We start from the raw sequence: 21,922 nt of genomic DNA, 5'->3' as shown, positions 1-21,922 counted from the left end.
GTCACGCCCCCCGTCGGTAGGCGACGAGCGTGACGACGGACGAGACGACCGCCATGACCACGAAGCCGAGGTAGATCGTGTTCGAGATCCAGAACGTGTCCGCCTCCGCGAGGGCGAGGGTGAGCGCGCCGAGCGCGCCGGCGACGACGCCCCACTGGCCCGCGAGGGTGCCGCGGCGTGCGAGGTCGCGGTCGCGCTCGTCGCTGCGGTAGCTCTCGCTGGGGCGGGCGATCTCCACCACGACCCGCACGACGATCGCCGCGACGATCGCGGTCCCGATCGACCACAGCAGCGGGGCCACGTACGCGACGTCCGCGAGCGGCCCGCCGTCCGCGCGGGACAGCACGACCCCGACGTACGCGGCGTACACGACGACGCTCACGACGAGGTAGACCCAGGTGCCCTTCTCCTCGTACGACATGCCGGCTCCCGTCTCGATGTCAAAGATTGCTGACATGGCGAAGGTAAGGCGGACTAGACCTCATGTCAAGAGTTCTTGACATGACTGGGCGCGCGGGGTGTCCCCGCGCACCCGCCGCTCAGGGAGCGGTCAGGGCCACGACCAGGGCGTTCCCGGATCCGTCGGGGCGAGCCGGCGTGGTTCGGTGCCGTCATGACCGCCACCCGGCTCGTCCGCCCTGCGCCCGTGGTCCCGCGTGCGCGCGGCACCCGCACCGCCGTCGCGACGCTGACCCTCACGTCGCTCGCCGTCGCCGCGTTCGCCGTCCTGCCGTACCTCACGGCGTCCCTCCCCGCGCTGGCCCGCGACGACGTCGGGCTCGCCGCCGCGTACGCCGGGGCGCCGGGGTTCGTCCTGGGCGCGTTCTACGCCCACGTCGTCGCGGGCGGGGTCGCGCTCGTGTGCGCCCCGCTCCAGCTCTGGGCCGGGCTGCGCCACCGGCACCCGGGCGTGCACCGCTGGACGGGACGGGCCTACGTCACGGCCGTCGCGGTCGGCGGGGCGGCCGGGCTCGTCCTCGTCCCGGTCAACCAGGCCGGTCTCGTCGGGACGCTCGGCTTCGGGGCGCTCGCCGTCCTGTGGCTGTGGACGACGTGGCGCGGCTACCGCGCGGTCCGCGGCGGCGACGTGGCCGCGCACCAGGACTGGATGACGCGCAGCTTCGCGCTCACCTACGCCGGCGTGACGCTGCGGCTGTGGACGACGGCGCTCGTCGTCGCCCAGGCGCTCGCCCTCGGCGACGCGGTCGACCCCGACGTCGCCTTCGAGCGCGCGTACGCGCTCGCGCCGTTCCTCTCCTGGGTGCCCAACCTCGTCGTCGCGGAGCTGCTCGTCCGGCGCCGCCGCCGACGTCAGCGCACGAGCCCCGACTCGTAGGCCGCGACGACGAGCTGGACGCGGTCGCGGCAGCCGGTCTTGCGCAGGGACTCCGAGACGTGGGACTTCACGGTCGTCTCGGAGATGAACAGCTCCGCCCCGATCTCGGCGTTGGACAGCCCGCGCGCGACCGCGAGCACGACCTCCCGCTCGCGTGCCGTGAGGTCGTCCACGCCGGGGAACGGGCGGCTCGCGGAGCGCGCCGCGAAGTCGCCCACGAGGCGGCGCGTCACGTTCGGGCCCAGCAGCATCGAGCCGTCGGCGACGAGCCGCACGCCCTCGACGAGGCGCGGCGCCGGCACGTCCTTGAGCAGGAACCCGCTCGCCCCGGCCCGCAGCGCGTCGTAGACGTACTCGTCGAGGTCGAACGTCGTCAGCACGAGGACCCGGGTGCCCGGGTGCCGCGCCACGAGCTCGCGCGTCGCGGCGAGACCGTCGAGTCGCGGCATGCGCACGTCCACGACGGCGACGTCGGGCTCGACCGCCGCGACGACGTCGAGCAGCTCGTACCCGTCGCCCGCGGACCCGACGACCTCCAGCCCGTCCGCGGCGTCGAGGATCGCCGCGAACCCGTGCCGGACGACGGGCTGGTCGTCCGCGACGACGACGCGCACCGGCGTGCGGGGCGGGTCGATCGTCGCGGGCGTCGCGTCCGGCGGTGCCGCGTGCGGGCTCACGCGCTCGCCACGGGCTCGGACGCCACGGGGCTCGCGACCCCGACGAGCAGGATGCGGGCCTCGACCACGAACGTCGCGCCGTCGTCGCCCACCCCGGTCGAGAGCGTGCCGCCCAGAGCCTCGACCCGCTCGCGCATCCCGGCGAGGCCGCGCCCGGCCGCGCCCGCGCCGCTCTGCTCCGCGCCGTCGACCGGGTTCGTCACCCGCAGCACCGCCGTGCGGTGCCGGTCCGGTCCGACGACCCGCGCGTCGACGACGACGGGACGGCCGGGCGCGTGGCGCCGCGCGTTGGTCAGCGCCTCCTGCGCGGCACGGTAGAGCGCGTAGCCCGGTGCGGCGGGCACGGCGTCGAACCCTCCCGTGAGCGTCACGTCCTGGCCCGCCGCCCGTGCCGCCTCGACCAGTCCGACGACGTCCCCCGCCCCCGGCTGCGGCGCCAGGTCGGGCGCGGCGTCCTCGCTGCGCTGGAGCACCGCGAGCACCTGGCGCAGCTCGCCCAGCGCCTCGCGCGCGTCCGTCGCGATGTCGGCGAGGACGGCGCGCGCGGTGTCGTCGAGCTCCGGGTGGACGTACGGCGCCGACTCCGCCCGCACGGCGACGAGCGAGACGTGGTGCGCGACGACGTCGTGCAGGTCGTGCGCCACCCGCGCCCGCTCCGCGGTGACGGCCTGCGCCTGGGCGGCGCGCCGCGTCGCGACGGCCGCACGACGTGCGGCCCCCCGCCACCGTGCCTGGGTCCCGAGGAGCGCTGCGACGGCGATCGCGGCGACGCCCCAGAAGCAGTACAGCACCCAGACGATCAGGTGGTCGCCAGGCGCGGAGGAGATCTCGCTCGTCGTGCCGGACTCCGTGATCTCGGTCCATCGTGGGTCGTTGCTCGACACCGCCCACACGGGCCCGATCGGCAGCAGGGCGACGATCGGCAGCCACGCGTACAGCCCCGCGAGCCCGATCGCGACGAGGCCGGGGATCACGGCCCGGCGCCAACCGTCGACGGCTGCCACCACCGCGACGCACAGCACCCCGAGCCACCAGCCCCACACGAACGCGCCCGTGACCACGACGGTGACGAACGGGAGCGTCGCGAGTGCCGTGCCGAGCACGGGAGAGCGGCGGGAGACGAGCACGCCCCCGACGACGCAGAGGTCGAGCAGCGGAAGCACGAGGCCGGCGCCGAGCAGGAGGTCGTCCGTGAGGACGGGGGACTCCCACAGCCCGGCAGCCCCGGACCGGCCCCACGTCGGGGTTGCGAGGAGGAAGAGCCCGACGACGAGCGCCAGGAAGCCGGGCAGCACCCAGGGTTGGAGGCGTGCCCACCGGCCCGTCGCGACGTCGGGCGTGACGGGCCGGACCGGAGCGTCCTGCGGCGGAGAGGCGACGGCGTTCATGCCGCCGATCCTCGCGCGCCCGACCCGGCGGCGGCCACCGTCCTGAGGAGGACCCGCTGTCGACCGCCCGCAGGGTGCCGAACCCGGGATCCCTCCCCACGACCAGCCCGCCGTGAGGAGCGAACCCGGGTTCGGCACGGTGCCGTGGACCCTGGTCCCGGGCTCGGCGCGCGGCCCGACGGCGGTCCGGGCGGTTAGCGTGGACCCGTCCCCGCGCGCCGAGCCGCGCGCTGCCGCGGCCGCCGGAGGTGCCGATGGAGTTCCCGTTCAGCCTCACCGAGGAGCAGATCCTCTCCCTCATCGTCGTGGGCACGCTCGCGGTCGTCGCGATCGTCGGCGTGAACATCCTCGCGCCCAAGGCGGGCGTCGCCGCTCCGCTCGTCCTCGTCGCGGTCGGCGTCGCGGTGAGCTTCGTGCCCGCGGTGCCGGAGATCGAGTTCGAGCCCGAGTGGATCCTCGCGGGCATCCTGCCGCCGCTCCTCTACTCGGCCGCGGTGGGCCTGCCGACGATGGACTTCCGGCGCGACTTCACCGCGATCAGCGGGCTCTCGGTCGTGCTGGTGCTGCTCAGCACGGTGCTGCTCGGGTACCTCTTCACGTGGCTGATCCCCGGCATCCCGCTCGCGGCCGGCTTCGCGCTCGGCGCGATCGTCAGCCCGACAGACGCCGTCGCGACGTCGATCGTCAAACGGCTCGGGGCGTCGCCGCGCGTCGTCACGCTGCTGGAGGGCGAGAGCCTGCTGAACGACGCCTCCGCGCTCGTGCTCCTGCGGTCGGCGATCGCCGCCATCGCGCTCACGGTGGCCAGCGACGGAGTGGCTCCCGCGTTCTCGCTCTGGGCGGTCGCGGGCGACTTCGTCTTCGCCGTCGTCGTCGCGGTGCTCGTGGGGTCGCTCGTCGGGTTCGTCGGCCTCACCGTCCGACGTCGGCTCGCCAACCCGGCGCTGAGCACCGCCGTCTCGTTCGTCGTCCCGTTCATCGCGTACCTCCCCACGGAGGAGCTCGGCGCGTCGGGCCTCGTCGCGGTCGTGACCGCCGGGCTCGTCACCGGCAACGGCGCCGCCAAGTACCTGCGCCCCCAGCACCGGCTCGCCGAGGAGTCGAACTGGCGCACGGTCGAGCTGCTCCTCGAGGGCGGCGTCTTCCTCCTCATGGGCCTCGAGCTGTTCGCGCTCGTCACTGACGTGCAGGAGGCGCACGGGAGCCTGTGGCGGGCCGTCGGGATCGCGGCGCTCGCGGCGGTCGTCATCCTCGTCGTGCGGTCGGCGTACGTCGCGACGCTCCTGCGGTCCCTGGCGCGTCGCGCGCGCCGCGGCGAGTCGATGCGTGGCGTGATCCAGGGCATGCAGGAGAAGATCGACGCGCGGTTCGGTCCGGCCGAGGCGCCGCTCGAGACGTACGAGCCCTCGGGGCGTCACCGCGACGCGCCCCGGACGGGCGGGCCGAAGGAGGTCCCGCAGGCGCGGGTCGGGCGCATCCGCACCTCGCTGCGCCGCCGCGCGGCCGACATCGACTACCTCACGGCGGAGCCGCTGGGGTGGCGCGAGGGCACGCTGCTGGTCTGGGCGGGCATGCGCGGCGTCGTGACGCTCGCCGCGGCGCAGACCCTGCCCACCGACACGCCGCAGCGGTCGTTCCTCGTGCTCGTCGCATTCGGCGTCGCCGCGGGCACGCTCGTCGTCCAGGGCGGCACGCTGCCGTGGGTCGTCCGCCGGCTGGGCCTGGCCGGCGGGTCGTCCCGGGCCGACGAGGACCGCGGCGCCGTCCGCGTCGAGCTCGACGCCGCCGCCGTGGCCGTCATCGACGCGCCCGACCTGCGCCGGTCCGACGGGAGCACGTACGACGGCGACGTCGTCGCCCGCGTGCGCCGCGACGTCGTGCGCGAGCTGGAGAACCGCGACACGGACGCCGCGACGTCGGCCGAGCTGTTCGCCCAGTACAAGGAGCTGCGCCTGCGCGCGATCGCGGCGCAGCGCGTCGCGCTGCTCGCCGCGCGGACCTCCGGGGCGTACAGCTCGCAGGCCCTGCGGCACGCGCTCGACCTGCTCGACGCCGAGCAGATCGACCTCGAGCTGCGTCGCGGCCCGTACGTGCCGGGCGACGACGACTGAGCCCCCCTGAGCGCCCCGGGGCGCTCGCGCGCGACCGGGGGAGGCCAGAGGTCAGCGCGCGGTGCGGGCCATCGCCCGGCGGCGCAGGACGCGCGCGGTCGTGACCAGCGCGAGGCCGGCGACGAGGATCGTCCAGGCGGCGACGACGTGGAAGGCGGTCGCGACGCCGGTGACGGCGAGGACGGGGGCGGTCTGGGCGAGGGTCGAGTTGTACATGGTGCTGTCCTTCCGGGACGGGTGATGGGCACGCCGACGACGCCCCGGGCGCGAGCGCGCACCGGGCGGAGCCGACAGGTGGGGGGAGGGGGTCAGGCGGAGGCGGCGACGTGGTTCCACGTCGTCTGCCGACGCGTGACGAACAGCGCCGCGGCGTGCACGAACGCGCGCTGCAGGGCGAGGTCGTAGAGGAGCTCGGGGAGCACCAGGACGGAGAGGAGCCGGGCCCGGCGTCCCGCGCCCCACACGGTGACGAGGCGCTCGGCGACGAAGACGAGACCGACGGCCGCCCACAGCGGGGACAGCGTGAAGGTGCCGGTGACGAGCGTGACAGCCGTGAGCAGGAGGTAGGCGGCCATCATGAGCGTGCCCAGGGCGAGCATGACCTGCTGACCGACGTAGCGCCACGTGGTGCGCGTGAGCCCGTACTCGCCGAGGTTGTCGAGCATGCCCTTGTACCAGCGCACGCGCTGACGGTGGAGGTCGCCCGACGTCGGCATGAGCTCCGTGGTGCAGGTCATCGTGACGGGGGAGCGCAGCTCGTGGCCGAGGGTGCGGAGCGCGAGCGTGAGCTCCGAGTCCTCGGTGATCGCGTGGCGGTCGTAGACGTCACCGCGCTCGCCGGGGAGCACGGTGCCGCGGGCCGCGGCGACCTCCTCCAGGGCGGCGCGCCGCACGAGCGCGGCGGTCCCGGTGAGGACGGCGGTGCGGCCGGTCACGTCCACCTGGACGCCGTAGCGCGTGTACTCGTTGGCCTGGCAGTACTGGAGGTAGCCGTGCGGGGGCCGGCCGCGGAAGACGCCGCCGACGGCGGCGACGTGCGGCGCGGAGGCGAGGACGGCGAGGCCCTCCTCGACGAACGCGGGGGCGATCGTCGTGTCGGCGTCGAGGACCATGACGACGTCCTCGGTCGCGGACGCGATCGCCTGGTTGAGGGCGCCGGCCTTGCGCGCCGTGTTGCCGACGGTCTCCATGACGTCGGCGCCGGCGGCGCGCGCCACCTCGACGGTCGCGTCCGTGCTGTTGTCCGAGACCACGAGCACCCGGTCGGGTCGCCGCGTCTGGGCTGCGAGCGAGGCGACGGTGGCGGGCAGCGCCTGCTCCTCGTCGTGCGCCGGGATGATGACGACGACGCTCGCGACGGGCCGCACGTGGGGGCGGGCGGCCGCCTCGGTGCCGGGTCGGGGGGTGCGTGCGGTAGTGGTGTTCACCAGGTGCTCCAGGTCGACGAGTGCTGTCGACAAGGAGCCTCCGGGGGGCGCCTCAGCGTTCCCGCGGGGCGTCTGCAGGGATCGGCGCGATCTTGCTCAGTGTTCCCGCAAGCTGGTTGAGGATTCAACCAGCGCTTTTCCTGAGGTTCCGTCCGGCCTCACACGTCGGCTGCGGCCAGCGCGCCGTCGAGCCCCACGACCCCGAGCTCGAGGCGTGCGATCCCGTCGACGGGGACGGCGGACGACGCGCCCAGCCCGTCCGACGACCCCGCGTCCGTCGACGACCACGTGGCGACGACCTCGCGCGCGCCGGCGTCGTCCACGAGGACGAGCTCGTACGTCGCGCCGTCCTCCCACTCCCCGACGGGGTACGAGCACGACCAGTCGAGGCGCGTGCCCCACGCCGCCGGGGTGAGCGTGAGCTCGGCGCGCACGTCCGCGGCGCCGACCGGCTCGAGCGCGACCTCGGTCGTGCCGGTCGCGACCGGCGGCGGGACGTCGTCGGGCCGTGAGACCGCGACGCCGCCCGCGACCCCCGCGACGACCAGCCCGACGGCGGCGGCCGAGAGCAGCGCGCGGCGTCGGACCTGACGGCGCCGGGCACCGGCCGCGACGACCGCGAGCGGGACGACGACGCCGTCGGACCCGCCCGGTGCGTCGCCCCGGGCGCCCGCGTCGCCCGTGCCGTCCACGAGCGCGTCGGCGTGCTCGGCGGTGAGCATGCCGAGGATGCCGGGCATGCCGGCGAGCTCGCCGACCGCCTCGCGGCACGCGGGGCACGTGGCCAGGTGCTGCTCGAACGCGCGCCGGTCGCGCGGGCTCAGCGCGCCGAGCACGTAGGCCGCGTCCCACTCGCGGTACGGGTCCGGGGGAGGGGTGGTGGTCATGACGAGACTCCCTTCTCCTGCAGCGCGAGCCTCAGCGCGCGGAGCGCGTAGTGCATGCGGGACTTCACCGTCCCGGGCGGGACGCCGTGCGCCGACGCCATCTCGGCCACGGAACGCCCGTGGTAGTACGCGTCGACGACGACGGCCCGGTGCTCGGGCGAGAGCGACACGAGCGCGTCCGCGACGAGCCACGCGTCGAGGACGGCCTGCGTCGCGTCCGCCTCGCCGTGGTCGGGCACGTCGGCGCTCGCGAGCTCGCGGCGGTGGTGCGCGCTGCGCAGCTCGTCGACGACGAGGTTGCGCGCGACCGTGAAGAGCCACGCGCGCACCGAGCCCTCCGGCCGCTCGAGCACCTCCGGGTGGCGCCACGCGCGCAGCAGCGTCTCCTGCACCACGTCCTGCGCCTGCGCCGGGTCGTCGGTGAGGCGCGCGACGTAGCGCTCCAGCGCCCGACCGTGCGCGGCGTGGACCGCCCGCAGCAGGTCGTCGGCGTCGGCGCGCACGCGCGGCACCTCCCCGTCCGTCACGACCCGGACGCCGGCACGAGGTCGAGGCCGAACTCGACGCTGCCCGCGTCGTCGACCGTGACGAACCCTAGGCTCGGCGCCTCGACGTCGAAGTCGGAGAACGTGATCGGCACGCTGCCGACCACCTGGACGCCGTCGGCCGTCGTGCCGACCTGCGCCTCGACCGTGACGGCCTGCGTCACGCCGTGGATCGTCAGGTCGCCCGCGAGCTCGACGTCCTTCGAGCCGGTGGGCAGCTCGACGGGTGACGTGAGCGCGAACGTCGCGGTCGGGTAGGTGCCGACCTCGAGCGCGTCGCCCCGGAAGTACGCGTCGCGCGGCGGCTCGTCGGTCGCGACGCTCGCCATGTCGACCTCGATCGTCGCGTCCGTGAGCGCGCCGTCGGCGACGGTGAACGACCCCGTGACCTCGTCCGTCCGGCCGGTCACCGTGACGTCCTCGCCCTGGAGCACCTCGTGCACGCGGTACCCCGCGTACGAGCCGTCGGCGACGGTCCAGTCGCCCGCGAGGCTCGCCGGGTCCAGCGCGCCGGCGTCGCCCGACGCCGCGTCGAGCGTCGGCTCCTCGGCCGCGGCGCGGTTGTTCCAGTCCGCGTACAGGCCCGGGCCGAACGCGATGGCAGCACCGCCCAGCACCACGACGCCGACCCCGACCCCCACCAGCACCTTCGTCCTCCTGCGCACGTCCGCTCCTCCCGATCATCCTCCGTCGACCCCGTCACCCAGGGAGACGAGGCAGCCGGCCGATCGGTTCACCCGGATCCGTCCCGGGCGCCCGCACCGTCGGTTCGCAGGACGCGCGTCGGCCGGCTGAACCTCGCGCCGCGTCGCGACGTCGTGAGAGTAGGGGCCGTGCTCGCGACCCCGACCGTCCTCTCGAGGAGTCGACATGCGACGCACCCTGACCACCACCGTCCCGGCCCGCTCCGTCCGCGCCGCTCCCACCGTCGTGCTCGTCGCCGCGCTGGTCGGCGTGCTCGGCGGCTGCTCCGGTGGGGGTGGCGGCGGCCTGTACGGGGGCGGTGACGACGACAGCCCCACCTCCTCCGGGCCGACGTCGACCGACGACGACTCGACCGGCGACGGCGCGTCGGGAGCCGGGCCGGTGCTCGGTACGGACGACACCTCGCTCGGCACCGTCGTGGTCGACGGGCGGGGCATGACCGTCTACTACTACGACCAGGACACGAAGGGCTCGGGGACGAGCGCGTGCGAGGGCGAGTGCGCCGCCGCGTGGCCCGCGGTCCACGCGGAGAGCGCGGAGCCCGAGGTCGAGGGCGTCACGGCCGAGGTCGGCACGATCACCGGCGTCGACGGCGAGCTCCAGGTCACGGTCGACGGCCGCCCGGTCTACACGTACGCGGGCGACCAGGCCCCGGGCGACGTGTCCGGCCAGGGAGTGAACGAGGTCTGGTGGGTCGTCGCACCGGACGGCACCGAGATCAAGGACGCGGCCCCCGCAGCCGGGTCGGGCTACTGACCGCCCGGCCCGGGTCCGGGCGTGGGCGAGCGGCGCGCCTCCCGCTACCGCCCGGTCGTCGAGAAGTGCTGGTAGTCCACGGGGCTCTCCCAGGACCCGCCCCACGACCAGCCGGCGGCGGCGAACGCCCGCACCACGACGTCGTCGGGCAGGATGACGCCGGGCGCGGGTTCGCGCGCGACGAAGGCGGCACCGGCGGGCGGTGCGACCGCCGTGCCGCGGACCCACGGGTTCTCGACGGGGTTGAGGTCGATCGCACGCCCGTACGAGTGCTCGGACCATCGGTCCGTGCCCGCGACGGGTCGGCAGTTGAACGCGGACGTGTTGTCCGCCGCCATGCTCGCGTCGTCGTCCCCGCCGAAGTCGTCGACGAGGCGCATCGACCGGATCGGGTATCCGGCGTCGAACAGCGCGCGGAACACGTCGGTCACTCCGTCCGCGACGTCCGCGTGGACGACGAGCTCCCCGGTCGCGACGTCGCCCTCGAACGTGCGGTGGCTCACCGTCAGGTACCGCAGGTCGGAGAGCGGCACCGGGCAGCCTTCGCGCCAGGACGTCGGCGTCATGCGTGCGGCGACGTCGGCGCCGATCGCGGAGACCGTCGCGGTGAAGGTGGGTTCCGGCGGAACCGCCTCGGCCGCCGCCGCAGCGGGTGCCGCCTCGTCCGGCACCGGTGACGCGGTCGCCGCCGGGGCGGACGGCGTCGACGGCGCGGACGCCGCCGGGTCAGGAGCCGCCGACCGGCCGGGCGGCGCGGTCGCGACCCCCTTCGGGGCACCGACCGAGGACGTCGGGGCAGGCGACTCCGACGAGCACGCGGCCGGCACGCTCATGGCCAGCAGCACGAGCGTCGCGACGAGCGCCGTGCGGGCATCCGAGGGCGGGCGCATGGTCCCAGTGTCCGCCGGGGCCCGTGCGCCGGCTCGTCCAGACCCGGTCAGCGGGACCGGCGTCGGCTCACGGGTGGTCGAGCGGCGGGGCGCACAGGCAGAAGGGATGACCCTCGGGGTCGGCGTAGACGCGGAACGGGTCCTCGGTGTGACCCTCCTCCTCGGGCGTGCCGGTCAGCGGCCGTGCGCCGCACGCGAGCGCGTGCTCGTGGGCGGCATCGAGGTCCGGCACCCAGAGGTCCACGTGCACGCGCGCGCCGCCGGGCCACGGCGTGACGAGCGCGTCGGACCGCTGGAACGCCAGTCGTGACGTGCTCCCGGGGACCTCGAGCATGAGCCAGCGGTCACCCTCGGGGTCGGGCACCTCGTGTCCCGGCCAGTAGGTCCACCCGGTGAGCCGGCGGTAGAACTCGGCGAGCGCGCGGGGGTCGCGCGTGTCGATCGTCGTGTTGTGCAGCCGCATCGGCGTCGCGTCGCCCACCGGGTCAGCCGACCTGCTCGCGCAGCCACGCGACGTCGGCGGGGACGTCCGCGTGCGTCTCGCACACGACCGACGTCCCGGCCGCACGCACGACGCCGAGCAGGAGTTCCGGGTCGATCGTGCCGGCGGTGAGACCGGCGTGGCGGTCCGCGCCGGAGCCCGCGGTGTCGCGGCTGTTGTTGAGGTGCACAAGGTCGACGCGGCCCGTGATCGCGCGGACCTGGTCGACCGCCGTCGTGAGGTCGATGCCGCCCGCCCACGCGTGGCACGTGTCGAGGCAGAAGCCGACGTTCTCGGCGCCGTCGGCCTGCTGGATCGCCGCCCACAGGCCCTCGATGCGCTCGAGGCGGCGCGCCATGGAGAAGTCCCCGCCCGCCGTGTTCTCGACGTAGACCGTGACGTCGGTCTGGAGCGCGTCGATCGCCTTGCGCCAGTTGTCGAACCCCTTCTCCGGGTCCTCCTTGGCGGTGACGTGCCCGCCGTGGACCACGACGCCCGTCGCGCCGACCGCCGCCGCGCCGTCCACGATCTGCTGGAGCAGCTTGCGGCTCGGGATCCGGATCCGGTTGTTGGGGCTCGCGACGTTGATGACGTACGGGGCGTGCACGACGAGCTCGAGGTCCGCCGCTGCGGCGGCGTCCTTCAGGGCCTCCGCGCCGCCCGGAAAGGTGAACTCCGGTCCCTTCCAGGACTGAGGGTCGCCGAGGAAGATCTGGGCGACGTCCGCGCCGATGCTCGCGGCCTGCGCGACGACGTCCGACTGGTCGAGGTGGGCTCCGATCCGCATGGGGACCAACCTACGCGGACCCGCCCACGGACGCGGAGCAGGCCGGAAGGTGGCAGGCCGGCACCGCCGAGCAGAAAATCCATCAGTTTGATTTATACTCGTCGCAACGGCGCGAGCGCGTCGAGCGCCCGTGCGCCGGCACGTCGCGCGCACCCCGACGAGGAGGACGAGTGGCCGAGCCGATCACCCTGCACGCGAGCGCGACGGAGGCGGGGCGACCCCTGGCCCACTTCTGGAGCACGGTCGTCGGCGCCGGGCGCGCGAACGAGGGGCTGCGTGCCGACTGGCAGCGCCACCTCGCGACGGTGCGCGCGGAGTGCGGGTTCGAGTACGTGCGGTTCCACGGGCTCCTGCACGACGACATGTTCGTCTACACCGAGCGCGAGGACGGCACGCCCGTCCTCAACTTCCAGTACGTCGACGCGCTCTTCGACGCCCTGCTCGACGCCGGGGTGCGGCCGTTCGTCGAGCTCGGCTTCAGCCCCCGCGCGCTCGCCCGCGAGACGGAGACCGTGTTCTGGTGGGGCGCGCACGGCGCGCCCCCCGTCGACCTCGACCGGTGGTCGTTCCTCGTGCGCTCGCTCGTCGAGCACTGGGTCGCGCGCTACGGCCTCGCCGAGGTCCGCGAGTGGTACTTCGAGGTGTGGAACGAGGCCAACCTGCGCGGCTTCTTCCGCGGCACGCGCAGCGAGTACCTCGCGCTCTACGCGGCCTCGGCCCGCGCCGTGAAGGCGGTCGACGAGCGCCTGCGCGTGGGCGGCCCGGCGACGTCGAACTTCGTCCCCGACGCGCGCTTCGACGGCGAGACCGAGGACTTCCAGGTGCACGAGGCCACGCTCGGCGCCGATCTCGACTCCCTCGACTGGAAGCCGGTCTGGCTCGAGGCGTTCCTCGACTTCTGTGAGCGTGAACACCTGCCGGTCGACTTCGTCTCGACCCACCCGTACCCCACGGACTGGGCGCTCGACGAGCACGGCCAGGGCGCGCGCCTGACGCGGGAGGTCGACGCGACCCCGAAGGACCTCGCCCTTCTGCGCCGCCTGGTCGACGCCAGCGCGTTCCCCGACGCCGAGATCCACCTCACCGAGTGGAACTCGTCGTCCTCGCCTCGAGACTTCACGCACGACACCGTCCCGGCGGCCGTCTACGTCGTCCGCTCCGTGCTCCGCTCGATCGGGACCGTCGACTCGCTCGCGTACTGGACGTTCACCGACGTCTTCGAGGAGGGCGGCGCGGGCGACGAGATGTTCCACGGCGGGTTCGGCATGATCACGCTCCAGGGCGTGCCCAAGCCGACGTTCCACGCCTACCGCATGCTGCACGCGCTCGGCGGCACCCTGCTCGCGACCGCCGACGACGGCGTCGTGACGCGCGACGACGCGACCGGCCGCGTGACGGCGCTCGTGCACCACTACCCGGCCGAGGTCACGCGTTCGGTCCCCGCCTCGTTCGACGACCGCACCGTCGCCGACGAGACGGAGTCGGCCGGATCACCCCTCGACGTCGCGCTCGTCGTCGAAGGCCTGGCGCCCGGCGCCGTCGTCGAGCTCGAGACGCTCGACCCCGAGCACGCCAACCCGGTCGCCGCGTGGCGCGCGATGGGAGCGCCGTCGTCCCCGACGCGTGAGCAGACTGCGCTCCTCGACACCGCCGCCCGCGCGACGCGGCGCGAGTCCGTCGTCGTCCCGGCCGACGGCGTCCTGCGGGTCGAGCGCACGCTCGCGCCCTGGTCGCTCCTCCTCGCCCGACAGGTCGCGTGAGGGGCCGGACCGTGCCCGCCGGTGGGAAGATGTGGCGGGGCGGGCGCCCGGCCCGGTCGTCGTCGACCGGGCGCGAGCAAGGAGGCAGGGCGTGACGATCGACCAGGCGGAGCCGCAGGCGGGCGCGCAGTCCGCGGCGCGCCGCGGTACCAACCTGCCGCGCATGGGCGACTTCAACGAGTCCGTCATCCTCGACGCGATCCGGCGCGCGCCCGAGGGGCTGAGCCGCGTCGAGCTCGCCGGCGCGACGGGCCTGTCGGCGCAGACGGTCTCGAACATCTGCCGCCGGCTCCTCGAGTCGGGCCTCGTCGCCGAGGCGGGCAAGAAGAGCGGCCGCGCGGGCAAGCCGCGCACCGTGCTCCAGATCGTGCCCGGCGGCCGGTACGCGCTCGGCGTCCACCTCGACCCGGCGGTGATCACGTACGTGGTGCTCGACCTCGCGGGCCGCGTCGTCCACAGCCTCCGGCGCCCCACGCCCGCGGTGGTCGACCAGGAGTCGACCATCGCCGCGATGGCCGAGACGATCGACGCCGTCATCGACGCGTCCGGCGCGGACCGGGACCGCATCCTCGGGCTCGGCATCGCCGTGCCGGGGCCGATCGACCTCGCGAGCGGGTCCGTCGTCGACCCGCCCCGGCTCGAAGGGTGGGGGCGGGTCCCGCTGCGCGACCGGCTCGCCGAGGCGACCGGGCTCCCCGTCCTCATGGACAAGGACGTCATCGCCGCCGCGGTCGCCGAGCGGTGGGCGGGCGCGGCGACCCACTCGGGCAACTTCCTCTTCTTCTACCTCGGCGCCGGGTCGGGCATGGGCGTGGTGGTCGACGACGTCGTGCTGCGCGGTGCGTCGGGCAACGCCGGCGAGGTCGGCGGCCTCGACGCGAACTGCACCACGCGCGCCCTGGTCAACGAGGCGGTCTCCGCGGGAGTGCTCGACGCCGTCCCCGGCCGAGGCCCGAGCGTCGAGGGCGAGCAGCTCGCCCGGCTCGTGGACCTCGCCGCGGCGGGGGAGCGCGGCGCGCAGGTCATCATCGACCGCTGGGCGCGCCGCGTCGGCACGGGCGTCGCCGCCGCCGCGGCCCTCCTCGACTCCGAGCTCGTGGTGTTCGGCGGCCCCAACTGGCCGCTGCTCTCACGCCGGTTCTTCGCGACGGTCGAGCCGATGATCTCCAGCTCGCCGTTCGTCGACAAGATGCACGACATCCGCGTCGTCAGCACGCACCTCGGCGAGGACGTCGGCGCCGTCGGCGCCGCCTGCCTCGTGCTCGACCAGACCCTCTCGCCCCAGCCCCAGGCCCTCCTCCTCGGCTGAGGGCGAGGTCCCGCCGACCGGGGTCAGCGGTCCTTCGCGAGGTCCGTCGGGCGTCGGAGCGCGAGGTCCACGGTTGCGACGAGGGTGACGGCGGCCCAGGTCCCGGCGAGGACCAGCCCCCACAGGACGGGCGTCGTCGGATCGAGGAACCGGGCGTGGAGCGCGACGGCGGCCAGCGTCGTCGCCGTCGCGGCGACGCCCGCGACGAAGAGGCTCTCGAGCGCGACGAGGACGAGCAGCGAGCGTGCGGACGTGCCCGAGAGCCGGTAGACCGCGAGCTCGCTCGCGCGCAGCCGGTACATGACAGCGGTGGTGACGGCGCCGAGGAGTCCCAGGAGGACGGGCAGGAAGCGGCTCGGACGGTCGAGGAACGCCTGCACCGGGTCGCTGGTCGCCCGCAGCGCCTCGGTGCCGACCACGGCGTTGCCGCTCACGTGCAGCGTGGCGATCTGGGTCGCGGCGACGTCGTCGAGGGCCACCAGGGGATCGAGCACGACGACGCAGCGCTCGACCAGGGCGTCGTCGGGACGGAGCGGCACGGTCATGGATCGTCCTGTCCCGACCCCCTCACGCAAGGTCGGGGCCTGCGCGGACTCGAGCGTCTCGTCGCCGACGAGAACTCGCTGGTCCGCAGTTCCGGCCTGGTCCAGCAGGCCCCCGCCGACGAGGGCGTCGACGTCGGCGAGCCCGGGCACGAGAGAGGTTGATGCGCGCTGCACAGGGACGTCCGGGCCGACCGGCACGACGAGCGCGCTGCCGCCCGGGACGACCGCGCCCGCGGCCTCGACCCCGGGTGCTCGCGCGAGCGCCTCGCACGAGGCGCGCGAGACGAGTGCGGGTCGATCTGGAGTTGCCTGCATGTAGCTCACGACGCCCCGCCCTCGCCCGGCGAGGTCGTCCAGCTCGTCCTGGAGCGACGCGGTCTCGAGCGCGACGAAGGCCGCCGTCCCCGACCCGAGCACGACGGCGAGAGCGACGGCAGGGAGCATGCGGGCGGAGCGACCGACGGTGTTGCGCAGGGCCTCGCGCGCGAGGTCGGTGACGCGCCAGCCGTCACGCACGGACGACCGCCTGGGGCCGGAGCGGGACCGTCGCGTCGGCGGCGGCGACGAGCGTGGGGTCGTGGGTCGCGAGGACGATCGTCGCGTGCGACACGAGCCCGGCGAGGATCCGGGCGACGAGCTCGGTGTTGGCGGCGTCCAGGTTCGCCGACGGTTCGTCGGCGAGGATGAGCTCCTTGCCCGACGCGAGGGCGCGCGCGAGCGCGACCCGTTGGAGCTCGCCGCCGGACAGGCGCCGAGCCTGGTCGCCGGCCCGGTCCGCGAGCCCGACCTGGTCGAGCGCGGCGCGCGCGGTGTCCCGGGCCTCCCGTCCGGGGCGGCCCGCCGCGAGCGGTGCGACGAGGACGTTGTCGAGGACCGAGCGGCGTCCCAGCGCGTTGGACCCCTGGGGTACCCAGGCGACGACGCCGGGCGCGGGCGGTCGGCTCGTCCCGTCGGGATCGTGGAGCTCGATGCGCCCCGCGGCGAGATGCTGATACCCCGCGACGGCGGCGAGCAGCGATGACTTACCGCTCCCCGAGGGACCGACGAGAGCGGTGACGCGCCCGGGGTCGAACGTCGCGGTGAGCCCGGAGAACACCGTGACGGCGTCGAACGCGATCGCGGCGTCGATCACGTCGACCCTCACGGTCCCTCCCCGCACCCTGGCGTCCCGGTGGCCTGGGTCGCGTCGCGCAGCACGTGGGCGCCGACGAGGTCCGCGTCGACGAGGACCGTCGCGAGCTCGTTCCCGGGCTCGGCGACCTCGAGCCGGTGAGGGCGTGCGCCTGCCGCGTCTCCGTCGCTGAGCAGGACGCACGTCGCGCCGTCGTGGTCCACGCGCACGGCCGTCGAGGGGACGGCGCCACGCTCGACCGCGTCCTGCAGGGCGAGGATCCCGCCCCGGTAGCGCACCGTCGACGTCGACTCGTCGACGACTCGTTCGATCGTGCCCGTGGCGGCGGCGTCCTCGAGCACCGCCACCAGCTCGGCCAGCTCGGCTCCCTGGGGCGACGTGCTGGACATGGGCACCTCGACCTCGCCGAGGCGCAGCACGACCGGTTCTCGCCCCAGCTGCCCGAGCCCGCCGCCCTCGGCGATCGGGGCGACGGTGAGCGCCTCCACCGGCTGCGCGCCCTGAAGCACCGCGTCCCCCGCCTCGACGCGGTCCCCGAGGGTGACGAGGGGACCGGCGACCGACGGGACGGCGTCGTCGACGCGCACGACGTACGAGGTGCGGAACCGTCCGTCCTGGGGGACCCCGAGGCGGTCCTGCACCGCGCGGACCGCCTCGCGCACCGCCGTGCCGTACCGGTCGTCGACCCGCGCGGGGTCCAGGTGGCCGAGCGCGACGAGGTAGTCCCCGAGCGCCCGCACGTCGGCACCGCGGTCACCCGGGCCCAGGTCGCGCCACAAGGGGCTGCCGCGGTACGCAAGGACGTCGACACCGTCCAGGGCGAACAGCGCCGCGCCGGGCTCGACGGGCCCCGGCTCTGCGAGAGCGGTGACGACGCCTGCCGCCGGGGCACGGACCTCGGGCGCCTCCGCGCGCACCGTCGCGACCTCGACCGCGATCCGTCCGTCCTCGGACCGGGCGCCGACCTCCACGACCGTCGGCGCGGCCACGGCGACGCTCCGTTCCTCCGCGGCGTCGACGAGCGGGAACGCTACGGCGACGGCCACCACGGGCACCGCCCACAGCGCCACCAAGGGGACCAGGCGAACCCAGCCGCGAGATCGGTCGCTCCTCACAGGGCGTCGTACTCCGCGACGCACGTCGCCTCCTCCAGGCCGGCGCCGGCGACGGCCCGCTGTGCCTCGTCGATCGTCGACGGGACGCCCAGGCCGCGCTCCCGCAGACAGTGGCGCAACGCCTCCAACAACGTGGTCTCCTCGCTGTGCGACGTCTGCCAGACCATGTCGACGAACTTGTACTCGCGCGGGTAGCACTCGCCCTCGACGCCCGAGTCCACCGCCTCCGTCGGGATCCCGGCCTGCCACACGACTCCGACGAGCTCGACGTCACGCAGCTCGTAGCCCTCGGCGCGCAGGCAGGCCCTGAACCGCTCGAACCCTTCGGTGTACTCGTCCTGGGTCACCTCCCCGTCCGCGAGCGCCTCGCGCTGCGCCGGGCTGGCGAGCGAGAGGTCCTCGTCGGCGTTGAACGCGTCGAAGTGCGGGACGTCGTCGGAGCCGGAGCCCGTGCCGGAACAGCTCGCCACCAGGAGCGCGCCCAGGACGGCTCCCGCGAGCATGCCGGGGCAGCGTGCGAACCGCGGCATCACACGTACGTGGTGAACGTGCCGGTACCGGCCCCGCTGTGGTTCGCCTTGGTGAAGTTGGTACCGGTCCGCTTGGCGACCGCGTTGGAGCCGCTCTGGTAGGTCCACGTGGTCCACGACGCCCCGCCCACGTGGGTGTAGTAGCCCCGGACGCCCACCGTGCCGCAGTTTCCGCTCGCCGCCGACTGCACCGTCGAGGAGTTCGAGGCGCCGAACACCTCACCGCCGGTGCTGCACAGCCGCGACGCCAGTCCGGCCGACGCCGGTGCCGCCGTCGACACCATCAGCCCTACCGAGACCGCCACCGCAAGGAGCGCCGAGGCCCCCTTCGTTCCCTTGCGCATCACTGTTTCCCCTCAACATTCGTCGTCGAACATCGGACAGTGGTGCTCAAGGTAGGGGCGCTGCCGATATTGCACAACCCCGGAAAACAAAACACCGGATCCTGACGTGGCGTGCGGCTCCGCAACTCAGAGCCATCCCTGGCAGTCGGTGCGTCAGGCGCGGTGGGCGCTGCCGTCGGTGGCGCGCAGGAGGGCCCAGCGGTCGTGCTCGAGCGGGGCGCCGACGGGGTACCTCCGGGCCGCGGCCTCATCGAAGTCGACGCCGAGGCCGGGGGCCTCGGGCGCGAGCAGGTGGCCGTCCGTCGGGACGGGGGCGCCGGGGAAGACCTCGAGCGTCGCGTCGCGGAAGGTCGCCGCCTCCTGGACGCCGAACGCGGGGGAGGAGATGTTGAGCGCCATGTTGGCCGCCATCCCGACGGGCGTGACGTCGCCCGGCCCGTGCGGGGCGGTGCGCACGCCGAACATCTCGCACACGGCGACCAGCTTGCGCGTGGGCGTGAGCCCGCCGAGCGTGGGGATGCGGATCCGCGCGAAGTCGATCGACCGACCCGCGACCAGCGGGAGGTAGGCGCGGGGGTCGTGGTAGAGCTCGCCGACCGCGAGAGGGGTGGTGCCGGCGGCGCGCAGCTCGGGGAAGTGGGCGGCGTCCTCCGGCGCGAGCGCGTCCTCGAGGAAGAACAGGTGGGCGTCCTCGACGGCGCGCACGAACTGCCGGGCCTCGGCGGGGGTCATGCGCTCGTGGGCGTCGTGGAGCAGCTCGACGTCGGGACCGACGCGGTCGCGCACGTCGGCGAGGATGCCGGGCACGTGGCGCAGGTAGGCGAGCGTGTCCCAGCGGTCGGTGCGGGCCCGGCGGCGCGCGGCCTCGGCCTCGTCGCGGGGTGCGGTGCCGTAGGTGTCGCGGCCGGGGACGGCGACCTGGACGCGCACGTGCCGGTAGCCGCGCTCGACGGCGGCGAGGACCTTCTCGGCGACCTCGGCGGCGCCGGCGCCGTCCACGTGCGTGTAGGCGTCGGCGTACGCGCGGGCCTTGCCACCGAGGAGCTGGTGGACGGGGAGGCCGGCGACCTTGCCCTTGAGGTCCCAGAGCGCGACGTCGACCGCCGCGAGCGCGTTGTGCTCGATGGAGCCGCCGCGCCAGTAGCCGCTGTTGAGGAGCAGGCGGTGCAGGTCCTCGATGTCGGACGGGTCGCGGCCGACGAGCATCGGGCCGAGGTACTCGTCGATCACGGTGCGCGTAGCGACGGGGCGCTGCGGGTCGCTGCCGTCCCCGAGCCCGTAGAGGCCGGGCTGGTTGGTCTCGACGCGGACCACCACGTACGGGCAGCCCTGCGGGCCCGTGAGGAACGTGCGCACCGCGGTGATCCGCAGGCCCTCGTCCCCGGCGCCCGAGCGCTCGGGCGTCCACGGCGCGGGGGCGAGGACCTCCCGGACGACCTCCCGGACGACCTCGGTCCCGACCTCGGGGAGGGCGGCCCCGGTGCCGTCCGTGCCGGGCTGCTGCGCTGCTGTCATCGATGACCTCGTTCCGCGGGTTCGGGGACGCGCGGGGCCTTCCGCGCGACGGTGGGCGGGGCCGGGCGAGGGGGCGTCCGGTCGCCGTCGTTGACACTGTACATCGAATTGATTTATGTTTCCGGAACCGCGACGCTGCCCCGGCGTCGCCCGTGGACCGAGAGGCTTCCCGTGAACCGACACCGACGTCGTCCGTTCCCCGCCCGCATCACCGCGACCATCGCCACCTCCGCCCTGCTCGCCGGCGCGCTCGCCGCGTGCAGCGGGCCGGCCGGTGGCGGCGGCAACGGCGGCGGCTCCGGCGAGGGCGACCCCGAGAGCCTGACCATGTGGACCTTCAAGCAGTCCCACGTCGAGCCCCTGCAGAACGCCGCGAAGACGTTCGAGGAGGAGACCGGGATCTCGGTCGACGTGCAGGCGTACACCCCCGACGACGCGTTCATCACCAAGGTGCAGGCGGCCGCGCAGACGGGCGACCTGCCCGACGTCATGGAGGTCCACACGCACGGCGACGACTTCACGTTCGGGGGCGCTGGGCTGCTGGAGGACCTGTCCGACGACGTCGACGACGACTGGAGCTCGCGCTTCCTGCCCGCCGTCGCGGAGGACGGGACCGTCACCCCGGCGTACTACGAGCAGTCGCTCGCCGAGGGCTCCAAGACCGCGGGGATCGAGGAGGGCCAGCGGTTCTCCGTGCCCTTCACGATCGGGACGTTCGGCATCGTCTACGCCAACAAGGAGCGCCTCGAGGCGGCCGGGGTCACCGAAGCCCCCAAGACCTGGGAGGAGTTCGTCGCCGCGCTCGACGCCGTCAAGCAGACGAACCCCGACGACGGCGGCGTGAGCATCGGCTTCCAGTCGTCCACGACGGGCCTCGAGTGGCTCATGCAGCCGATGGCCTACGGCCAGCTCGGCAAGGACGACTTCGGCGCCCTGTTCGGCCAGGACCCGGCCAAGAACTTCGCGTCGCCCCACGGCGTCAAGGTGCTGGAGACGTACAACCAGATCCAGCCCTACTGGATGCCGGGGACGCAGTCGCTGACGATCGACGACGCGGACATCGCGTTCGCGCAGGGCAAGTCGACGTTCGACATCGGCGGCACGTTCACCCTCGCCTTCCTCGCCCAGAACGGCATGGACGCCGAGAACATCGTGACGTTCCCGGTCCCGGCCCCCGAGGGCGGCGCGATCGACGACCTCCAGCTCGCCCCGTTCGGCCTCACCGGCCTGTCGGTCTCCGCGACCACGGGCAACAAGGACGGCGCGCTCCAGTGGATCAAGTACCTGTCCGAGCAGGACGTGGCGGCCACGTTCGCCCAGGACGCGCTCGACGTCCCGCCGGTCGACCTCGGCGACGACCCGTCCTCGACGGTCGGCCCGGTCCTCGGCGCGATGATCGGCGCGTTCGGCGAGGGCGAGAACGCCTACAACCCCGGTGACACGTCGTACCGCCCCGCGGCGTACGACGCGGCCCAGGTGGGCGACGCCGTCATGGAGCTGACGCCGCTCGCGACGCAGGACGTCGCGGCCGTCTCGACGACCGTGGCCACGCTCATCGACACGTTCTGGTCGCAGTCGAAGTGACCACCCCCGCGACGATCGCCGCCGGGGGGGCCGGCCCCCCCGCGGGGGGGCGGGGGGGGGCGGGGGGCCGCCGGGGGGGTGGGGGGCGGCAGGGCGGC

At 74.6% G+C, this 21,922-nt stretch carries 23 protein-coding genes; 6 read left to right on the top strand and 17 right to left on the bottom strand.

What is annotated here, in order from left to right; translation table 11 throughout:
* Window position 1 precedes the first annotated feature (1 nt).
* Window positions 2-457, bottom strand: coding sequence for a hypothetical protein (locus tag ACFWH7_RS00850; RefSeq protein ID WP_378214581.1), 456 nt, complete (start codon window positions 455-457; stop codon window positions 2-4).
* A gap of 156 nt (window positions 458-613) precedes the next feature.
* On the opposite strand from ACFWH7_RS00850, the gene ACFWH7_RS00845 reads away from it, so the two are divergent.
* Window positions 614-1,336: a DUF2306 domain-containing protein gene (locus ACFWH7_RS00845; protein ID WP_378214580.1), complete on the top strand. Its 723-nt coding sequence runs from the start codon at window positions 614-616 to the stop codon at window positions 1,334-1,336.
* Here the strand turns inward: ACFWH7_RS00845 and ACFWH7_RS00840 are convergent.
* Both ACFWH7_RS00840 and ACFWH7_RS00835 read right to left on the bottom strand, forming a co-directional pair.
* Entirely contained in the window at window positions 1,312-2,013 is a 702-nt protein-coding gene (locus tag ACFWH7_RS00840) for a response regulator transcription factor (RefSeq protein ID WP_463054444.1), read from the bottom strand. The two genes, ACFWH7_RS00845 and ACFWH7_RS00840, sit on opposite strands and share 25 nt — an antisense overlap.
* Window positions 2,010-3,401, bottom strand: coding sequence for a sensor histidine kinase (locus tag ACFWH7_RS00835; protein WP_378214579.1), 1,392 nt, complete (start codon window positions 3,399-3,401; stop codon window positions 2,010-2,012). The genes ACFWH7_RS00840 and ACFWH7_RS00835 overlap by 4 nt, the downstream gene beginning before the upstream one ends.
* 254 nt (window positions 3,402-3,655) lie before the next feature.
* On the opposite strand from ACFWH7_RS00835, the gene ACFWH7_RS00830 reads away from it, so the two are divergent.
* A complete protein-coding gene (locus ACFWH7_RS00830) occupies window positions 3,656-5,512 on the top strand; it encodes a cation:proton antiporter (RefSeq protein WP_378214578.1) in 1,857 nt (618 codons plus the stop codon).
* 51 nt (window positions 5,513-5,563) lie between these two features.
* Here ACFWH7_RS00830 and ACFWH7_RS00825 read toward each other — a convergent pair whose 3' ends face one another.
* The 5 genes from ACFWH7_RS00825 to ACFWH7_RS00805 form a co-directional block, all read right to left on the bottom strand.
* Entirely contained in the window at window positions 5,564-5,728 is a 165-nt protein-coding gene (locus ACFWH7_RS00825; RefSeq protein WP_378214577.1) for a hypothetical protein, read from the bottom strand.
* Between the two features lie 92 nt (window positions 5,729-5,820).
* The gene (locus ACFWH7_RS00820) at window positions 5,821-6,972 is read right to left on the bottom strand and encodes a glycosyltransferase family 2 protein (RefSeq protein ID WP_378214576.1); all 1,152 of its coding nucleotides are present in this window, start codon (window positions 6,970-6,972) and stop codon (window positions 5,821-5,823) included.
* 125 nt (window positions 6,973-7,097) lie between these two features.
* Window positions 7,098-7,826 carry a zf-HC2 domain-containing protein gene (locus ACFWH7_RS00815; protein ID WP_378214575.1) on the bottom strand — a complete coding sequence of 243 codons (729 nt, stop codon included), beginning with the start codon at window positions 7,824-7,826 and terminating at the stop codon, window positions 7,098-7,100.
* Window positions 7,823-8,329 carry a sigma-70 family RNA polymerase sigma factor gene (locus tag ACFWH7_RS00810; RefSeq protein ID WP_378214574.1) on the bottom strand — a complete coding sequence of 169 codons (507 nt, stop codon included), beginning with the start codon at window positions 8,327-8,329 and terminating at the stop codon, window positions 7,823-7,825. Before ACFWH7_RS00810 ends, ACFWH7_RS00815 begins: the two co-directional genes overlap by 4 nt.
* Window positions 8,330-8,349: 20 nt before the next feature.
* Complete coding sequence (locus tag ACFWH7_RS00805) at window positions 8,350-9,036, bottom strand: YceI family protein (RefSeq protein WP_378214573.1); 687 nt, start codon at window positions 9,034-9,036, stop codon at window positions 8,350-8,352.
* A 205-nt stretch (window positions 9,037-9,241) separates the two neighbouring features.
* On the opposite strand from ACFWH7_RS00805, the gene ACFWH7_RS00800 reads away from it, so the two are divergent.
* Complete coding sequence (locus ACFWH7_RS00800) at window positions 9,242-9,832, top strand: COG4315 family predicted lipoprotein (RefSeq protein ID WP_378214572.1); 591 nt, start codon at window positions 9,242-9,244, stop codon at window positions 9,830-9,832.
* A gap of 44 nt (window positions 9,833-9,876) precedes the next feature.
* Here ACFWH7_RS00800 and ACFWH7_RS00795 read toward each other — a convergent pair whose 3' ends face one another.
* The 3 genes from ACFWH7_RS00795 to ACFWH7_RS00785 form a co-directional block, all read right to left on the bottom strand.
* A complete protein-coding gene (locus ACFWH7_RS00795) occupies window positions 9,877-10,722 on the bottom strand; it encodes a M15 family metallopeptidase (RefSeq protein ID WP_378214571.1) in 846 nt (281 codons plus the stop codon).
* Window positions 10,723-10,789: 67 nt separating this feature from the next.
* On the bottom strand, window positions 10,790-11,203 hold the full coding sequence (locus tag ACFWH7_RS00790; RefSeq protein WP_378214570.1) for a VOC family protein: 414 nt from the start codon (window positions 11,201-11,203) through the stop codon (window positions 10,790-10,792).
* 4 nt (window positions 11,204-11,207) lie between these two features.
* On the bottom strand, window positions 11,208-11,990 hold the full coding sequence (locus ACFWH7_RS00785) for a deoxyribonuclease IV (protein WP_378214569.1): 783 nt from the start codon (window positions 11,988-11,990) through the stop codon (window positions 11,208-11,210).
* Window positions 11,991-12,160: 170 nt separating this feature from the next.
* Between ACFWH7_RS00785 and ACFWH7_RS00780 the strand changes: the two genes are divergently transcribed.
* The gene (locus ACFWH7_RS00780) at window positions 12,161-13,750 is read left to right on the top strand and encodes a GH39 family glycosyl hydrolase (protein ID WP_378214568.1); all 1,590 of its coding nucleotides are present in this window, start codon (window positions 12,161-12,163) and stop codon (window positions 13,748-13,750) included.
* Window positions 13,751-13,841: 91 nt separating this feature from the next.
* The gene (locus ACFWH7_RS00775) at window positions 13,842-15,059 is read left to right on the top strand and encodes an ROK family transcriptional regulator (RefSeq protein ID WP_313662661.1); all 1,218 of its coding nucleotides are present in this window, start codon (window positions 13,842-13,844) and stop codon (window positions 15,057-15,059) included.
* Between the two features lie 23 nt (window positions 15,060-15,082).
* On the opposite strand, the gene ACFWH7_RS00770 is transcribed toward ACFWH7_RS00775, so the two are convergent.
* The 6 genes from ACFWH7_RS00770 to ACFWH7_RS00745 form a co-directional block, all read right to left on the bottom strand.
* Window positions 15,083-16,120, bottom strand: a complete 1,038-nt coding sequence (locus ACFWH7_RS00770) for a hypothetical protein (RefSeq protein WP_378214567.1) — start codon at window positions 16,118-16,120, stop codon at window positions 15,083-15,085.
* On the bottom strand, window positions 16,113-16,748 hold the full coding sequence (locus ACFWH7_RS00765; RefSeq protein WP_378214566.1) for an ABC transporter ATP-binding protein: 636 nt from the start codon (window positions 16,746-16,748) through the stop codon (window positions 16,113-16,115). The genes ACFWH7_RS00770 and ACFWH7_RS00765 overlap by 8 nt, the downstream gene beginning before the upstream one ends.
* Complete coding sequence (locus ACFWH7_RS00760; RefSeq protein WP_378214565.1) at window positions 16,745-17,782, bottom strand: peptidoglycan-binding domain-containing protein; 1,038 nt, start codon at window positions 17,780-17,782, stop codon at window positions 16,745-16,747. Before ACFWH7_RS00760 ends, ACFWH7_RS00765 begins: the two co-directional genes overlap by 4 nt.
* Before the next feature lie 65 nt (window positions 17,783-17,847).
* A complete protein-coding gene (locus ACFWH7_RS00755) occupies window positions 17,848-18,354 on the bottom strand; it encodes a hypothetical protein (RefSeq protein ID WP_378214564.1) in 507 nt (168 codons plus the stop codon).
* 26 nt (window positions 18,355-18,380) lie between these two features.
* Window positions 18,381-18,725: a hypothetical protein gene (locus tag ACFWH7_RS00750; RefSeq protein ID WP_378214563.1), complete on the bottom strand. Its 345-nt coding sequence runs from the start codon at window positions 18,723-18,725 to the stop codon at window positions 18,381-18,383.
* Window positions 18,726-18,878: 153 nt separating this feature from the next.
* Window positions 18,879-20,240 carry an enolase C-terminal domain-like protein gene (locus ACFWH7_RS00745; RefSeq protein ID WP_378214562.1) on the bottom strand — a complete coding sequence of 454 codons (1,362 nt, stop codon included), beginning with the start codon at window positions 20,238-20,240 and terminating at the stop codon, window positions 18,879-18,881.
* Window positions 20,241-20,411: 171 nt separating this feature from the next.
* On the opposite strand from ACFWH7_RS00745, the gene ACFWH7_RS00740 reads away from it, so the two are divergent.
* Complete coding sequence (locus ACFWH7_RS00740; protein WP_378214561.1) at window positions 20,412-21,824, top strand: ABC transporter substrate-binding protein; 1,413 nt, start codon at window positions 20,412-20,414, stop codon at window positions 21,822-21,824.
* Window positions 21,825-21,922 lie beyond the last annotated feature (98 nt).

It is taken from the genome of Cellulosimicrobium cellulans, assembly GCF_042723955.1.
GTDB lineage: Bacteria > Actinomycetota > Actinomycetes > Actinomycetales > Cellulomonadaceae > Cellulosimicrobium > Cellulosimicrobium cellulans_H.
The sequence above is the reverse complement of the archived record's forward strand: the minus strand, read 5'-3'. Positions and strand labels throughout refer to the sequence as shown.

Coding starts and splice junctions, on each gene's coding strand:
- ACFWH7_RS00755 (WP_378214564.1), bottom strand. CDS start 18,354: ATGCTCGCGGGAGCCGTCCTGGGCGCGCTCCTGGTGGCGAGCTGTTCC.
- ACFWH7_RS00795 (WP_378214571.1), bottom strand. CDS start 10,722: ATGCGCCCGCCCTCGGATGCCCGCACGGCGCTCGTCGCGACGCTCGTG.
- ACFWH7_RS00745 (WP_378214562.1), bottom strand. CDS start 20,240: ATGACAGCAGCGCAGCAGCCCGGCACGGACGGCACCGGGGCCGCCCTC.
- ACFWH7_RS00845 (WP_378214580.1), top strand. CDS start 614: ATGACCGCCACCCGGCTCGTCCGCCCTGCGCCCGTGGTCCCGCGTGCG.
- ACFWH7_RS00815 (WP_378214575.1), bottom strand. CDS start 7,826: ATGACCACCACCCCTCCCCCGGACCCGTACCGCGAGTGGGACGCGGCC.
- ACFWH7_RS00835 (WP_378214579.1), bottom strand. CDS start 3,401: ATGAACGCCGTCGCCTCTCCGCCGCAGGACGCTCCGGTCCGGCCCGTC.
- ACFWH7_RS00850 (WP_378214581.1), bottom strand. CDS start 457: ATGTCAGCAATCTTTGACATCGAGACGGGAGCCGGCATGTCGTACGAG.
- ACFWH7_RS00825 (WP_378214577.1), bottom strand. CDS start 5,728: ATGTACAACTCGACCCTCGCCCAGACCGCCCCCGTCCTCGCCGTCACC.
- ACFWH7_RS00785 (WP_378214569.1), bottom strand. CDS start 11,990: ATGCGGATCGGAGCCCACCTCGACCAGTCGGACGTCGTCGCGCAGGCC.
- ACFWH7_RS00800 (WP_378214572.1), top strand. CDS start 9,242: ATGCGACGCACCCTGACCACCACCGTCCCGGCCCGCTCCGTCCGCGCC.
- ACFWH7_RS00830 (WP_378214578.1), top strand. CDS start 3,656: ATGGAGTTCCCGTTCAGCCTCACCGAGGAGCAGATCCTCTCCCTCATC.
- ACFWH7_RS00750 (WP_378214563.1), bottom strand. CDS start 18,725: ATGCGCAAGGGAACGAAGGGGGCCTCGGCGCTCCTTGCGGTGGCGGTC.